Consider the following 15,069-nt stretch of genomic DNA (forward strand, 5'->3'; position numbering starts at 1 on the left):
GTGCGTGCGGCACTGACGATGACGATGGGGTCGCTGGCGGTCTCGCGCATGACCGGGCCCTCGCGGTTGGTGTCGCTTCGGTGTCGGAGCGTCGGCCCCCCCGGCCGGCCCCCCGCGCCAGCCGGCGGAGGCTCACCGGCCGCGACCTCGTCCGCGCCACGGCCTGCGCCGGCGGCCCCCCGGGCGGGCCGCCGCTCCGACACCGAAGCGACACCAACCGCGAGGGCCCGGTCATGCGCGAGACCGCCAGCGACCCCATCGTCATCGTCAGTGCCGCACGCACCCCCATGGGGGGCTTCCAGGGCCAGCTCGCCGCCCTGCGTGCCCCGGCGCTGGGCGCCGCCGCCATCGCCGCGGCGGTAAGCCGTGCCGGCCTGGAGCCGGATGCCGCCGGCGAGGTCTTCATGGGCAACGTCCTGCCCGCCGGCGTCGGCCAGGCACCGGCCCGCCAGGCCGCCATCGGCGCCGGGCTGCCGCAGTCCGTGCCCTGCACCACGGTCAGCAAGGTCTGCGGCTCGGGCATGAAGGCCGTGATGCTCGCCCACGACCTCATCGCCGCGGGCAGCGCGGACGTGCTGGTCGCCGGTGGCATGGAGAGCATGTCCAACGCGCCCTACCTCCTCGACCGGGCCCGCTCGGGCTACCGTCTCGGCCACGGGCGCGTGCTCGACCACATGTTCCTCGACGGCCTCGAGGACGCCTACGATCCCGGGCGGCTGATGGGGACCTACGCCGAGGACACTGCCGAGCACTACGGCTTCACCCGCGAGGCCCAGGACGCCTTCGCGATCGAGTCACTCAACCGTGCCAACCGCGCCATCGCCGAGGGCGACTTCGCCGACGAGATCGCCCCGGTCACCGTGACCGGCCGCGGCGGCGAGGAACGCGTGGACACCGACGAGCAGCCGGGACAGGCACGCATCGACCGCATCCCCGCTCTCAAGCCGGCCTTCCGCCGCGACGGCACGGTGACACCGGCGAACTCCAGCTCCATCTCCGACGGCGGTGCCGCGCTGGTGCTCATGCGCGCCTCCGAGGCGGAGCGCCGCGGCCTCGCCCCCCGGGCGGTGATCCGCGGCCACGCCGGCCATGCCCAGGCCCCGGCCTGGTTCACCACCGCGCCGGTGGGGGCGATGCGCACCCTGTGCGAGCGCGTGGGCTGGCAAACGGGCGACGTCGACCTCTTCGAGATCAACGAGGCCTTCGCCGTGGTCACCATGGCGGCCATGCACGAGCTCGGCCTGCCCCACGAGGCGGTGAACGTCAACGGCGGTGCCTGCGCCCTGGGCCACCCCATCGGCTGCTCCGGGGCGAGGCTGATCGTCACCCTGCTCGCCGCCATGGAACGCCGGGACGTGCGCCGCGGCATCGCCTCGCTTTGCATCGGCGGCGGCGAGGCCACGGCGGTGGCGGTGGAACGGGTCTGAACCGACGGCAACGGGGACAATCGTGAGCGTCATCAAGAGCAAGTTCGGTCCGCGCAGCGAGGGCTTCGCCGAGAACAGGGCGGCGATGGACGCGCTGGTCGCGGACCTGCGAGAGAAGGTACGAGGCATCAAGCGCGGCGGCGGCGACAGGGCGCGGGAACGCCACCTCGCCCGCGGCAAGCTCCTGCCCCGGGACCGCATCCGCGTGCTGCTGGATGCGGGCTCGCCCTTCCTGGAGCTCTCCCAGCTCGCCGCCCACGAGGTCTACGACGACGACGTGCCGGCGGCCGGGATCATCGCCGGAATCGGTCGCGTTGCCGGGCGCGAGTGCATGATTGTCGCCAACGACGCCACGGTTAAGGGCGGCACCTACTATCCGCTGACGGTGAAGAAACACCTCCGCGCCCAGGAGGTCGCCGAGCAGAACCACCTGCCCTGCATCTACCTGGTCGACTCCGGCGGCGCGAACCTGCCCAACCAGGACGAGGTCTTCCCCGACCGGGACCACTTCGGCCGGATCTTCTACAACCAGGCCAATCTCTCCGCGAAGGGCATCCCCCAGGTCGCGGTGGTGATGGGCTCGTGCACCGCCGGCGGCGCCTATGTCCCCGCCATGGCCGACGAGAGCGTGATCGTGCGCGAGCAGGGCACCATCTTCCTGGGTGGCCCACCGCTGGTGAAGGCGGCCACCGGCGAGGAGGTCTCCGCCGAGGAGCTCGGCGGCGCCGATACCCACTCGCGGATCTCCGGGGTCACCGACCACTATGCCCTCAATGACGCCCACGCGCTCGGCACCGCGCGGCGGATCGTCGCCAACCTCAACCACCGCAAGCCCAACGAGCTCGACGTCCGCGAGCCGCGCGCGCCGCTGCACGACCCGGACGAACTCAACGGCATTGTCCCGGCGGACACCAAGCAGCCCTACGACGTCCGCGAGGTGATCGCGCGCATCGTCGACGGCAGCGAGCTCGACGAGTTCAAGGCCCTCTACGGCACCACCCTGGTGTGCGGCTTCGCCCGCATCCACGGCTATCCGGTGGGCATCGTCGCCAACAACGGCGTGCTGTTCTCGGAATCCGCGCTCAAGGGCGCGCACTTCGTGGAGCTGTGCAGCCAGCGCGGTATCCCACTGGTGTTCCTGCAGAACATCACCGGCTTCATGGTCGGGCGCAAGTACGAGTCCGGCGGCATCGCCAAGGACGGCGCCAAGCTGGTAACCGCCGTGGCCACCAGCGCCGTGCCCAAGTTCACGGTGATCATCGGCGGCAGCTTCGGTGCCGGCAACTACGGCATGTGCGGACGCGCCTACTCGCCGCGCTTTCTGTGGATGTGGCCCAACGCGCGCATCTCCGTGATGGGCGGTGAGCAGGCCTCGGCGGTGCTCGCGCAGGTGCGCCGCGACGGCATCGAGCGCAAGGGCGGGGAGTGGAGTGCCGACGAGGAAGAGGCCTTCAAGGCCCCGATCCGCGAGCAGTACGAGCGCGAGGGCCACCCCTACTACGCCAGCGCCCGGCTGTGGGATGACGGCGTCATCGCCCCGGCGGACACCCGCATGGTCCTGGGGCTGGGGCTGTCCACCGCGCTCAACGCCCCGCAGCAGCCGACCCGCTTCGGCGTGTTCCGGATGTAGCCACGGGGGAGCCATGAGCGAGAACAGCCTCACCGTCACCACCGATGCCGGCATCGCGCGCATTACCATGGACCGCCCGGCGGTCCACAACGCCTTCGACGACGCCCTGATCGCCGAGCTCACGGAGGCCCTGGTCCGCGTGGGCCGCGACGAGCACGTTCATGCGGTGGTGCTCGCCGCCGAGGGCCGCAGCTTCTCCGCCGGCGCCGATCTCAACTGGATGCGGCGCATGGCGGACTATGACTGGCAGGAGAACTTCGAGGACTCCCGGGGCCTCGGCCGGCTGATGCATACCCTCTACCGGCTGCCCCAGCCCACCATCGCCCGGGTCAACGGCGCGGCAATGGGCGGCGGCGTCGGCCTGGTCGCCTGCTGCGATATCGCCGTGGCCGCGGACACCGCGATGTTCGCCCTCTCCGAGGTGCGCCTGGGACTGATCCCGGCGGTGATCAGCCCGTATGTCGTCAGCGCCATCGGCGAGCGCCAGGCCCGGCGCTACTTCGTCACCGGCGAGCGCTTCGACGCCCGCACCGCCCGGGCCATGGGGCTGGTGCACGAGGTGGTGCCTCCGGAGGCCCTGGAGGACGCCGTCGCGCGCATCGTTGCGGGCCTCCGCGGCAATGGGCCGCGGGCCATGCGCGAGGCCAAGCGCCTGGCCCTCGACGTCTCCCGCGGCGAGCTCGACGAGCTCATGGTCGAGGAGACCGCCCAGCGCATCGCCGACCAACGCGCCAGCGACGAGGGCCGCGAGGGGGTAAGCGCCTTCCTCGGCAAACGGCGTGCGGCCTGGCGCTGGTGACACCGGGGCGCGGCACCGAAACGACCGACCACGAACCGATCGGGGATCACCGATGTTCGACAAGATACTGATCGCAAACCGCGGCGAGATCGCCTGCCGGGTGGCCCAGACCTGCCGGCGGCTCGGCGTGCGCACCGTCGCCGTCTATTCCGAGGCGGACACCCACGCACGCCACGTCCACCTCTGCGACGAGGCCTGGCTGATCGGCCCGGCCCCGGCGCGCGAGAGCTATCTCGACACCGAGCGCATCCTCGAAGTCGCCCGCCGCTCCGGCGCCCAGGCGGTCCATCCCGGCTACGGCTTCGTCTCCGAGAACGCTGACTTCGCCCGTGCCTGCGAGGCCGCCGGGATCACGTTCATCGGCCCGCCCGCCTCCGCCATCGAGGCAATGGGCTCGAAGAGCGCCGCCAAGACCATCATGGCCGAGGCCGGCGTGCCGCTGGTCCCCGGCTACCACGGCGAGGACCAGGACCCGTCACGGCTCGCCGACGCCGCGGCGGAGATCGGCTACCCGGTCCTGATCAAGGCCAGCGCCGGCGGCGGTGGCAAGGGCATGCGCCGTGTCGAGCGCCCGGGGGACTTCGCCGACGAGCTCGCCGCCGCGCGGCGCGAGGCCGCGGCGAGCTTCGGCGACGACCGCGTGCTGATCGAGAAGTACCTCCTCCAGCCACGCCACATCGAGGTCCAGGTCTTCGCCGACAGCCAGGGCCAGGTGGTGCACCTCTTCGAACGGGACTGCTCGGTGCAGCGCCGCCACCAGAAGGTGGTCGAGGAGGCCCCGGCCCCCGGCATGACCGAGGCGCGTCGTCGCGAGATGGGCCAGGCCGCCGCCCGCGCCGCCCAGGCCATCGGCTACGTCGGCGCGGGCACGGTGGAGTTCATCGTCCACCAGGACGGGAGCTTCTACTTCATGGAGATGAACACCCGGCTGCAGGTGGAGCACCCGGTGACCGAGATGATCACCGGCGAGGACCTCGTGGAGTGGCAGCTGCGCGTGGCCGACGGCGAACCCCTGCCCCGCGGGCAGGAGTCGCTGACCATCCACGGCCATGCCTTCGAGGCCCGCATCTACGCCGAGGACCCGGCCAACGACTTCCTCCCCGCCACCGGCCGGATCAGCCACATGCGCACACCGGATGAAGGTGCCCAGGTGCGTATCGACACCGGGGTGCGCGAGGGCGATGAGGTCAGCGTCCACTACGACCCGATGATCGCCAAGCTCGTGGTCTGGGACGAAGACCGCGCCAGCGCCCTGCGCCGGCTGCGCCGCTCGCTCGCGCACTTCCAGGTGGTGGGGCCGACCACCAATATCACCTTCCTCCAGGCCCTGACCGCGCACCCGGCCTTCGCCGCCGCGGAGCTGGACACCGGTTTCATCGACAACCACCGCGACGCCCTCTTCCCGGCCCCGGAGCCCGTCTCCGACCGGGTGCTCGCACTGGCATGCCTGGCCGAATTCCTGCGCATCGACGCGGAGGCCGCAGCCCGCGCCGCCCGTTCCGCGGACCCGCATTCCCCCTGGCACGACGCCAGCGGCTGGGTGCTCAACGACGACAACCACCACACGCTGCACTTCCGCGACGGCGGGGACGATATCGCGGTAACCGCCCACTACCGCGAGGGCCATTACCTGCTGGAGCTGCCCGGCGGCGAGGTCCGTGCCCGCGGCCGGCTGGACGCGGACGGCGACATGCGCGTCGACCTCAACGGGGTGCGCCTGACGGCCACGGTGGTCCGCCGCGGTGCGGAGCTGACCATTATCTGCGACGGCTCCTCGCGCCAGCTGCTCTGCCACGACCCGCTGACCGTGGGCATGGAGGACGAGGTCCAGGAAGGCAGCCTCACCGCGCCGATGCCGGGCACGGTGGTGAGCGTACTGGTGTCTCCCGGTGATACGGTAAGTGAAGGTCAGCCCCTGATGATCCTGGAGGCGATGAAGATGGAGTACACCATCAAGGCGACGGCCGACGGGGTTGTCGAGCACGTCAGCCACGCCGAGGGCGAGCAGGTCTCCGAGGGCATCGAGCTGCTGGCCATCCGCCCGGCGGAGTGACGGCATCGCTTTGCCGGGAAACGTTTAATATGTAAAGTTGTTTCCGGGCCGCCCGCCGGGCCCCCGGGAAACCGAACCGCGAGTGGAATCCGCCATGCCTCTTCCCGACTCCGTGCGCATCGTCGAGGTCGGCCCGCGCGACGGGCTGCAGAACGAACCGCAGAGCATCGACGCGGCAGTCAAGATCGAGCTGATCGAGCGCCTCGCCGACGCGGGGCTGCCGGTGGTCGAGGCCGGCGCCTTCGTCTCCCCCAAGTGGGTGCCGCAGATGGCGGCCAGCGCCGAGGTCCTCCAGGGCATCCGCCGGCGCCAGGGCGTGCAGTACCCGGTGCTCGTACCCAACATGAAGGGCCTGGACGCCGCCCTGGCCGCCGGCGCCGATGAGATCGCCGTATTCGGCGCCGCCTCCGAGAGCTTCTCGCAGCGGAACATCAACTGCTCCATCGCCGAGAGCCTGGCGCGTTTCCGGCCGGTGATCGAGGCCGCGCGGGAGCGGGGCGTGCGGGTGCGGGGCTATGTCTCCTGCGTGCTCGGCTGCCCCTACGAGGGGGAGATCGCGCCGGAGGCGGTTGCCGCCGTGTCCGCCGAACTCCACGCAATGGGCTGCTACGAGATCTCGCTGGGCGATACCGTCGGCGTGGGCACGCCCCGCAAGGCCCAGCGGATGGTCGAGGCCGTGGCGGATCGGGTGCCGATGGCCCGACTCGCCGCGCACTTCCACGACACCTACGGGCAGGCCCTGGCCAACCTCTACGCGGTCATGGAGCTCGGCATCGCCACCGTCGACAGCTCGGTGGCAGGCCTCGGCGGCTGCCCCTACGCGAAGGGCGCCTCGGGCAATGTCGCCACCGAGGACGTCGTCTACCTGCTCGACGGCCTCGGGATCACGAGCGGTGTGGACCTGGAGACCCTCGCGGCCACCGGACGCTGGATCTCCGGCAAGCTCGGCCGCGAGCCCGCCTCTCGGGTGGCCCAGGCGCTCGCGGCACGCGCCTGACGTCGCAGGGGATCAGACACAACCCGGGGTCGGAGATGAAACAGCGCGGGGGCGGGGACCGGCCGAGGATGGCGGGGGCATCCCCGGGCCCCGGGCGATGAACAAGAACGGGAGAGAGAGCCGTGACGAGTGAACGCGAGAGCATGGAATACGATGTGGTGATCGTCGGCGGCGGGCCCTCGGGCCTGGCGGCGTCGATCCGTCTGATGCAGCAGGCCGAAGAGGCCGGGCAGGCGCTGTCGGTATGCGTGCTCGAGAAGGGCAGCGAGATCGGCGCCCACATCCTCTCCGGGGCAGTGCTCGACCCGCGCGCACTCGAGGAGCTGCTGCCGGACTGGCGCGACCGCGGCGCACCGCTGCACACGCCGGTCGCCGAGGACCGCTTCCTGCTGCTCGGCGAGCGCAGCGCCCGACGGCTACCCACGCCGCCGCAGATGGCCAACGCGGGTAACTACATCATCAGCCTCGGCAACCTCTGCCGCTGGCTCGCCGAGCAGGCCGAGGCCCTGGGCGTGGAGATCTATCCGGGCTTCGCCGCCGCCGAGGTGCTCTACCACGAGGACGGGGCAGTCAAGGGCGTGGCCACCGGCGACATGGGCCTGAACCCGGACGGCACACCGGGGCCGAACCACGAGCCGGGCGTGGAGCTGCACGCCCGCCAGACACTGTTCGCCGAAGGCTGCCGCGGCTCGCTGACCAAGACCCTGTTCGAGCGCTTCAACCTGCGTGCCGACGCCGACCCGCAGACCTACGGGCTCGGGATCAAGGAGCTCTGGGAGGTGGATCCGGCGCAGCACCAGCCGGGGCTGGTCGTCCACACCGTGGGCTGGCCGATGGACTCCAAGACCTACGGCGGGAGCTTTCTCTACCACCTCGAGGACAACCAGGTGGCGGTGGGCTTCGTGGTCGGGCTCGACTACGACAACCCCTACCTCTCGCCGTTCGAGGAGATGCAGCGGTTCAAGACCCACCCGGCGATCCGCCCCACCTTCGAGGGCGGGCGGCGCATCAGCTATGGCGCGCGCGCGATCAGCGAGGGCGGCTACCAGTCGATCCCGCGGCTGACCTTCCCGGGCGGGGCGCTGATCGGCGACACCGCGGGCTTTCTCAACACCCCGCGGATCAAGGGCAGCCACACCGCCATGAAGTCCGGCATGACCGCCGCCGAGACGGTCTTCGAGGCGCTCACCGGCGAGGCAGCGGAGGCCGGCGCCGAGGTCAGCGCCTACCCCGAGCGGCTGCGCCGAACCTGGCTATGGGACGAGCTCCACCGCGCACGCAACATTCGTCCCGCCTTCCGCTGGGGGCTGTGGCCGGCGATGGCCTACTCCGCCATCGATACGTACCTGTTCCGGGGCAAGGCACCGTGGACGTTCCACCACCACGCCGACCACGAGCAGCTCAGGGCGAAGGACGAGGCCACACCCATCGACTACCCGAAACCCGACGGCGTGGTCACCTTCGACCGGCTCTCCTCGGTGTTCATCTCCAACACCAATCACGAGGAGAGCCAGCCCTGCCATCTCACGCTACGCGACGATGACGTGCCCGTGCGCGTGAACCTCGAGCGCTACGCCGGCCCGGAGGCGCGCTACTGCCCCGCCGGGGTGTACGAGTTCGTCGAGGACGACGCGGGCAACCCGCGGCTGCAGATCAACGCGCAGAACTGCGTGCACTGCAAGACCTGCGACATCAAGGACCCGACCCAGAACATCGACTGGGTCGTCCCCGAGGGCGGTGGCGGACCCAACTACCCCAACATGTAACAGGCGTTCCGGCAGTCCGGGACCGAGCCAACGGGAGCACCCATGGGCATAGAGATCGGCGGTTTTCTCGGCCTCATCCTGCTCATAATCGAGGTCTACGCATTCGTGCGCATCGTCCAGAGCCGCGCAAGCACCGGCGCCAAGGTCCTCTGGATCGTGGGCATCCTCGTCCTGCCGGTGCTGGGCCTCATCGTCTGGCTGCTCACCGGCCCCAAGGGCTGACCGCAGGTACGAACGCGCCCCCGGCAACCCGACGGGCATGGCCGTCGGGTTTGACCGGTTCCGGGTCGCGCCATAACATACAAACATGTTTGTATCCGACGAATGGATACAGTGGCACCCGGCCTACCCCGAGGATACGCAATGACCATGGCACTACGCGCCGCGCTGATCACCGCGGCCCTGGCCACGGCCGCCCCGTCCGTCACCTGTGCGGCCGGCGGAGACGCCCCACACCCGGCATCGACGAGCGTGGGCGTGCGTGCGGGCAGTGGCGACAACGTCGACTCCGTCACCCTCTACCTGCGGCGGGGCGCACCCTGGGTGCAGCGGCATATCGTCGACGCCTACCTGCCGGAGGGGGTGAATGCCCACTGGGAGGCCATGGCCAGCCACTGGGGCGGCTCCGGGGATGACACCCACCTCGCCGCCTTGGGCCCGGTCCTCACCTACCAGTGGCCCGGTCAGCCCATCCTGCTCAGCACCGGTGTCCAGCCCTCCGTGCTCTCCGACAGCACGGCCGCGGGCCATGACCTCGGCGGCCACATGCAGTTCACCAGCCATATCGCCGTGGGCTGGCGCCCGCTGCCCGCCTTCCACGTCGCGGTGCGCGCCCAGCACACCTCGAACGCCGACCTCTACGAGGAGAATCCCGGCGTCGACATCGTCTCCCTGGAGCTCGCCTACCACTTCTGAGCCCATGATGCATGGGCCGCGCATGATCCGGCGCCGCGGCCCCTGTATGGTTACCCGGGCGCAGCCACTTCCGGGGCCGACGCCCTGATCGGGACAGACACAGCCAGCCAGGGGAACAGAACATGGGTAACACCGTCGTGGGGATCACCGCCGCGATCGCGCTGACGCTGGCCGCCACAGCGGCCGCCGCGGACGGGCCGGAGACAACCGTGCGCCTCGGCGCCGGCGTTCTCCATGCCCCGAGCTACCGGGGTTCCGACGACCACGACACGGATCCGGTACCCTACTTCGACATCCGCCATGGGCCATTCTATGCCACCGTGACGGACGGCATCGGCTGGGACGTGTTCCGGCGAACCGGTCTGCGCGTCGGTCCCTTCGTCACCCGGGCCGGGGGACGAAGCGACGCCGGCGACCTGGAGGGCCTGGAGAGTGTGGACGGCGGCGCACTCGCGGGCATCGCCGCGCACTGGCGCCGGGGTCCCTGGCGACTCCGGGGGGATATCGCCACCCCGGTCACCGGCGACCTCGAGGGCCTGCGTGCACGAGTGGGGACCCGCTATGCCGGGCGCATCGGGCAACGCTGGCGCTATGCCGTCGGCCCCGATCTCACCTGGGGCGACGACGACTGGAACGACGCCCTGTTCGCCGTCTCCCCGGCCGGGAGCGCGCGCTCGGGGCTCGACGCGTTCCACCCGGGCGGCGCCTACTACGAGGTCCGGGTAACGGCCCGGGTCACGCGCCGGCTGGGAGCGGGCTGGTCGGTGACGGCAATAACCCGCGCCGGCCGCATTCTCGGGGACGCCGCGGACAGCCCCATCGTCGCGGACGTCGGCGACGCCAACCAGACCGCCGCCGGAATCGTGCTCTCCTACGCCTTCTGACGCCCCGGGCACCCCTTCCCGACCGCGACCGGCATCCCGCCGGTCTCCCGGCTTTTAACCATACATTCGTGTATGTATAATTTGATGTCTATTCCTTCGAGCCTCTCTCCCCTATGGCTCAGAACACGGCCACAAGGAAGGATTGCCATGCGCAACGCCTATAACTCCCGTTCGCTCTCCGCCGTGATCGTCCTCTCGGCGGCACTCGCGGGCCTCGCCGGCGGCCCCGCCGTGGCCCAGCAGTCGAAGCGGCCACCGCCGGAGGTCGGTGTGGTCGAGTTACACATGCAGCCGGTGGAACAGGTCACCCGTCTTCCGGGGCGGACCTCCGCCTACCGCGTCGCCGAGGTCCGGCCGCAGGTAACCGGCATCCTGCAGAAGCGCGACTTCCGGGCCGGCACCCAGGTAAGCGCCGGGGACACGCTCTACGAGATCGACCCGCGCCGCTACCGGGCCGCCGTCCACGAGGCGGAGGCCAGCCTGGCCGAAGCCCGCGCGACCCTGGACAGTGCCCGGCGCAAGGCCGAGCGCTACAGCGATCTGGTCAAGAAGAACCACGTCAGCCAGCAGGACTACGACGACGTCCAGGCCGCCTACCAGGAGCAGAAGGCGCGGGTGGCGTCGGCCAAGGCGGCGCTGGAATCCGCCCGCATCGATCTTGCCTACACCAGCATCGATGCCCCCATCGACGGACGCATCAGCCAGTCGTATGTCACCGAGGGCGCACTCGTGACCGCAAACCAGGAGACCGCACTGGCCCGGATCACCCAGCTCGACCCCATCTACGTCGACATCCAGCGTTCGACCACCGAAATGATACGCCTCAGGCGCGCCTTCCACCGCGGCGACCTGGAGAAGGCCGAGCCCGGCAAGGCCCGGGTGGAGCTGCTGCTCGACGACGGCACCGAATACGGCCATCCCGGCAAGCTGGAGTTCACCGGGGTGACCGTCGACCAGGGCACGGGAACGGTGACCCTGCGCGCGGTCTTCCCCAACCCGGACCATGAGCTCATGCCCGGGATGTTCGTGCGCGCACGGCTGAGCTCCGGCACCAAGCAGGACACCCTGCTCGTGCCCCAGCAGGGCATCACCCACAACCGCCAGGGCGAGGCGACCGCACTGGTGGTCAACGGCGAGGGCAAGGCCGAGCAGCGCAGCGTCAAGGTGGGCCGCGCCCTCGGCAGCTTCTGGGTCGTTGAGGACGGCCTCTCGGCGGGTGATCGCGTCATTGTCTCGGGCCTGCAGAAGGCACGGCCGGGCCAGGCGGTGAAGGCCGTTGCGGCCGAGATCCCGAACCGGCCGGGAGAGACCGACAATGGTTAATTTCTTCCTGAAAAGGCCGGTCTTCGCGTGGGTGCTGGCGATCGCGGTGATGCTCGCCGGCGTCCTCGCCATCAACACGCTGCCGATCCAGCGCTACCCGACCGTCGCACCACCGGCGGTCGAGATCCAGGCAAGCTACCCCGGTGCGTCCTCGGACACGGTCTCGAACACCGTGGTGCAGGTTATCGAGCAGGAAATGACCGGCCTGGACGGCCTGCTCTACATGGGCTCGACCTCCGACTCCACCGGCCACGCGACCATCACCCTGACCTTCGCCAGCGGCACCGACCCCGATATCGCCCAGGTGCAGGTTCAGAACAAGCTGGCGCTGGCCGAGCCGCGTCTGCCCACGGTGGTGCGCCAGCAGGGCATCAGCGTGGAAAAGGCGAGCGAGAGCTTCCTGCTGGTCAAGGCCTTCATCTCCGGCGACGGCGAGATGACCAAGCAGGCGATCGCCGACTTCGTGCACTCGGACATCAAGGAACCCATCGCCCGAGTCACCGGCGTGGGCAGCGTGACCGTGTTCGGCTCGGAGTACGCGATGCGCATCTGGCTCGACCCGGACGCGCTCATCCGCTATGGCCTCACCGTGTCCGACGTGCGCTCGGCCATCGAGACCCAGAACGCCCAGGTCACGGCGGGCCAGTTCGGTGGTCTGCCGGCGGTGGAGGGCCAGCAGCTCAACGCGACGGTGACCTCGCAGACGCTGCTGAACACGCCGGAGGAGTTCCGCAACATCCTCATCAAGACCCAGCCGGACGGCTCCCGCGTGCGTCTGGGCGACATCGCCCGGGTCGCGCTAGGCGGCGGTTCCACCCACATCGACAGCTTCTACAACGGCCAGCCGGCCGCCGGCCTGGCCGTCACCCTGGCGCCCGGCGCGAACTCCCTGGAGACCACCCGGCGCGTGGAGGAACGCCTCAACGAGCTCGAACCCTACTTCCCGAAGGACCTCGAGGTCGCCACCCCCTTCGAGACCGCCCCCTTCGTCGAGGCCTCGATGGAGGAGGTGGTCCGCACCCTGATCGAGGCCATCGCCCTCGTGGTGCTGGTGATGATCCTGTTCCTGCAGAGCTGGCGGGCCACGCTGATCCCGACGCTGGCGGTGCCGGTGGTGCTGCTCGGCACCTTCGCGGTGATGGCAGCGACAGGGTTCTCCATCAACATGCTGACCATGTTCGGTATGGTCCTGGCGATCGGGCTACTGGTCGACGACGCCATCGTCGTGGTGGAGAACGTCGAACGCGTCATGCATGAGGACGGGCTTGGCCCCATGGCGGCGACGCGCAAGTCCATGGGCCAGATCAGCGGTGCGCTGGTAGGCATCGGCGTGGTGCTCTCCGCCGTGTTCGTGCCCATGGCCTTCTTCCCGGGCTCGGTGGGTGCGATCTACCGGCAGTTCTCGCTAACCCTGGTGGCGGCGATGGCACTTTCGGTGCTGGTGGCACTGATCCTCAGCCCCATCCTGTGCGCCCGCCTGCTCAAACGCCAGGAGCACGAGACCCTGCTGCACCGGCTGCTCGGCTGGTTCAACCGCGGCATCGACGGCGCCACCAGCGGCTACGCCGCGACCGTCGGCCACTTCGGCCGCCATCCGTGGATCTATGGCGTGGTCTTCGCGGCGATCGTGGCCGGCACCGCCTACGGCTTCACCCGGGTGCCCGGCGGCTTCCTTCCGTCCGCCGACCAGGGCGTCGTGCTGGTGCAGTACCAGCTCCCCTCCGGGGCAACCCAGCAGCGCACCAAGGCGACCATGGACAAGGTGAAGGACTACTTCCTCGACCAGGATGCCGTGGACGGCATCTTCACCGTGGCCGGCTTCAGCTTCGCGGGACGGGCGCAGAACGCGGGTATCGCCTTCGTGAACCTCAACCCGTGGTCCGAGCGCGATCCGGAAACCGAGAGCGTCGGCGCCATCATCCAGAAGGCCAACCGCGATCTCGCCGGGCTGATCCGCGACGGCCGGGTATTCGCCTTCAACATCCCCTCGATCCCGGCACTGGGCAACGCCCTGGGCTTCGATCTGCGGCTGCAGGATCGCGGCGGCGTTGGACACGAGGCGGCTGATGCAGGCACAGGGCCGGTTCCTGCAGCTCGCCGCGCAGAGCCCGGTGCTCACCAACGTCCGCCCGAACGGCCTGGAGGACCGCCCGCGCTACCACCTCGACGTGGACCAGGAGAAGGCCCAGGCGCTGGGCGTGCCCCTGTCCCGGATCAACGACCTGCTCTCGGTCACCTGGGGGTCGCAGTACGTCAACGACTTCCTCAACAACGGCCGCATCAAGCGGGTCTTCCTCCAGGGCGAGGCGAATGCGCGCATGCTCCCGGGTGACTTCGAGGACTGGTACCTGCGCAACGACAACGGTGGGATGACCCCGCTGGGCGAGCTCACCAGCGGCGAGTGGACGTTCGGTTCACCCCGGCTCGAGCGCTTCAACGGCACCCCCTCCCGCCAGCTCCAGGGCGAGCCCGCCCCGGGATACTCCACCGGAGAGGCAATGACCGAGGTCGAGCGCCTGCTCCAGCAGCTTCCCCAGGGGATAGGCCACGCCTGGAGCGGCCTCTCCTACCAGGAGCGCCAATCGGGGGCGCAGACCACCCTGCTCTACGGCGTGTCCGTGATCGTGGTCTTTCTCGCCCTGGCGGCGCTCTACGAGAGCTGGACCATCCCGGTCTCCGTGATGCTCGCGGTCCCGCTCGGCGTTCTCGGCGCGGTACTCGCGGCACTCGTGCGCGGGCTGCCCAACGACGTGTTCTTCCAGGTCGGCATCCTGACCACGGTGGGCCTGACCGCGAAGAACGCCATACTGATCGTCGAATTCGCCCGGGCGCTGGAGAACCAGGGCTACGGCCTGGTCGCCTCGACCGTCGAGGCCGCCCGGGTCCGGCTGCGCCCGATCCTGATGACCTCGCTGGCGTTCACCATGGGCGTCATCCCCCTGGCCTTCGCCTCCGGGGCCGGTGCGGCCTCGCGCATCGCCATCGGCACGGCGGTGCTCGGCGGCATGATTTCGGCCACACTGCTGGCGATCTTCTTCATCCCGCTGTTCTACGTCATCGTGCGCCGGATCACCGACCTCCTGGGCGGCGGCCGACGACACGGGGGTGAGACGACCCAGGACGACGAAACGCCGGCGTGAGCCATCCTTTGACAGGCGCTCGACGGGCCGAGCATAGTGCCTCGGCCCCGTCGCCGGCCCGGGCGGCGGATCGACGCCCGGGCCGGGCCGCATACCGCGGGTTGGCCGGCGGCGCGCACATCCCGGGGTAACCCT

Annotated in this window: 11 protein-coding genes and 1 pseudogene; all 12 read left to right on the forward strand. The window is 70.2% G+C overall.

Translation table 11 applies throughout. The features are described 5' to 3' along the window. Nucleotides 1–233: 233 nt before the first annotated feature. The 12 genes and pseudogenes from ACEZHJ_RS06010 to ACEZHJ_RS06065 all read left to right on the forward strand — a co-directional run bounded on the left by ACEZHJ_RS06010 (nucleotide 234) and on the right by ACEZHJ_RS06065 (nucleotide 14,934). Nucleotides 234–1,427, forward strand: a complete 1,194-nt coding sequence (locus ACEZHJ_RS06010; protein ID WP_259201782.1) for an acetyl-CoA C-acyltransferase — start codon at nucleotides 234–236, stop codon at nucleotides 1,425–1,427. 85 nt (nucleotides 1,428–1,512) lie between these two features. After that, a complete protein-coding gene (locus tag ACEZHJ_RS06015) occupies nucleotides 1,513–3,057 on the forward strand; it encodes a carboxyl transferase domain-containing protein (protein WP_374759157.1) in 1,545 nt (514 codons plus the stop codon). 13 nt (nucleotides 3,058–3,070) lie between these two features. After that, nucleotides 3,071–3,856, forward strand: coding sequence for an enoyl-CoA hydratase/isomerase family protein (locus ACEZHJ_RS06020; RefSeq protein ID WP_259201780.1), 786 nt, complete (start codon nucleotides 3,071–3,073; stop codon nucleotides 3,854–3,856). 52 nt (nucleotides 3,857–3,908) lie between these two features. Further along, nucleotides 3,909–5,909, forward strand: coding sequence for an acetyl/propionyl/methylcrotonyl-CoA carboxylase subunit alpha (locus tag ACEZHJ_RS06025; protein WP_163139012.1), 2,001 nt, complete (start codon nucleotides 3,909–3,911; stop codon nucleotides 5,907–5,909). 94 nt (nucleotides 5,910–6,003) lie between these two features. Then, nucleotides 6,004–6,906 (forward strand): hydroxymethylglutaryl-CoA lyase, encoded by a 903-nt coding sequence (locus ACEZHJ_RS06030; RefSeq protein ID WP_163139011.1) that lies wholly within the window; start codon nucleotides 6,004–6,006, stop codon nucleotides 6,904–6,906. 143 nt (nucleotides 6,907–7,049) lie between these two features. Beyond that, nucleotides 7,050–8,672 carry an electron transfer flavoprotein-ubiquinone oxidoreductase gene (locus ACEZHJ_RS06035; RefSeq protein ID WP_163139018.1) on the forward strand — a complete coding sequence of 541 codons (1,623 nt, stop codon included), beginning with the start codon at nucleotides 7,050–7,052 and terminating at the stop codon, nucleotides 8,670–8,672. A 42-nt stretch (nucleotides 8,673–8,714) separates the two neighbouring features. Further along, nucleotides 8,715–8,894 (forward strand): PLDc N-terminal domain-containing protein, encoded by a 180-nt coding sequence (locus tag ACEZHJ_RS06040; protein WP_018719335.1) that lies wholly within the window; start codon nucleotides 8,715–8,717, stop codon nucleotides 8,892–8,894. A gap of 141 nt (nucleotides 8,895–9,035) precedes the next feature. Then, nucleotides 9,036–9,587, forward strand: a complete 552-nt coding sequence (locus ACEZHJ_RS06045) for an acyloxyacyl hydrolase (RefSeq protein ID WP_018719336.1) — start codon at nucleotides 9,036–9,038, stop codon at nucleotides 9,585–9,587. A 122-nt stretch (nucleotides 9,588–9,709) separates the two neighbouring features. Beyond that, a complete protein-coding gene (locus ACEZHJ_RS06050; RefSeq protein WP_018719337.1) occupies nucleotides 9,710–10,471 on the forward strand; it encodes a MipA/OmpV family protein in 762 nt (253 codons plus the stop codon). Between the two features lie 147 nt (nucleotides 10,472–10,618). After that, on the forward strand, nucleotides 10,619–11,794 hold the full coding sequence (locus ACEZHJ_RS06055) for an efflux RND transporter periplasmic adaptor subunit (protein ID WP_018719338.1): 1,176 nt from the start codon (nucleotides 10,619–10,621) through the stop codon (nucleotides 11,792–11,794). A 49-nt stretch (nucleotides 11,795–11,843) separates the two neighbouring features. Next, a pseudogene (locus tag ACEZHJ_RS06060) lies at nucleotides 11,844–13,796 on the forward strand (efflux RND transporter permease subunit); the annotation flags it as partial. Nucleotides 13,797–13,860: 64 nt separating this feature from the next. Further along, nucleotides 13,861–14,934, forward strand: coding sequence for an efflux RND transporter permease subunit (locus tag ACEZHJ_RS06065; protein ID WP_375036333.1), 1,074 nt, complete (start codon nucleotides 13,861–13,863; stop codon nucleotides 14,932–14,934). The last annotated feature ends 135 nt before the right edge of the window (nucleotides 14,935–15,069 follow it).

Source organism: Arhodomonas sp. KWT2 (assembly GCF_041949875.1).
GTDB lineage: Bacteria > Pseudomonadota > Gammaproteobacteria > Nitrococcales > Nitrococcaceae > Arhodomonas > Arhodomonas aquaeolei.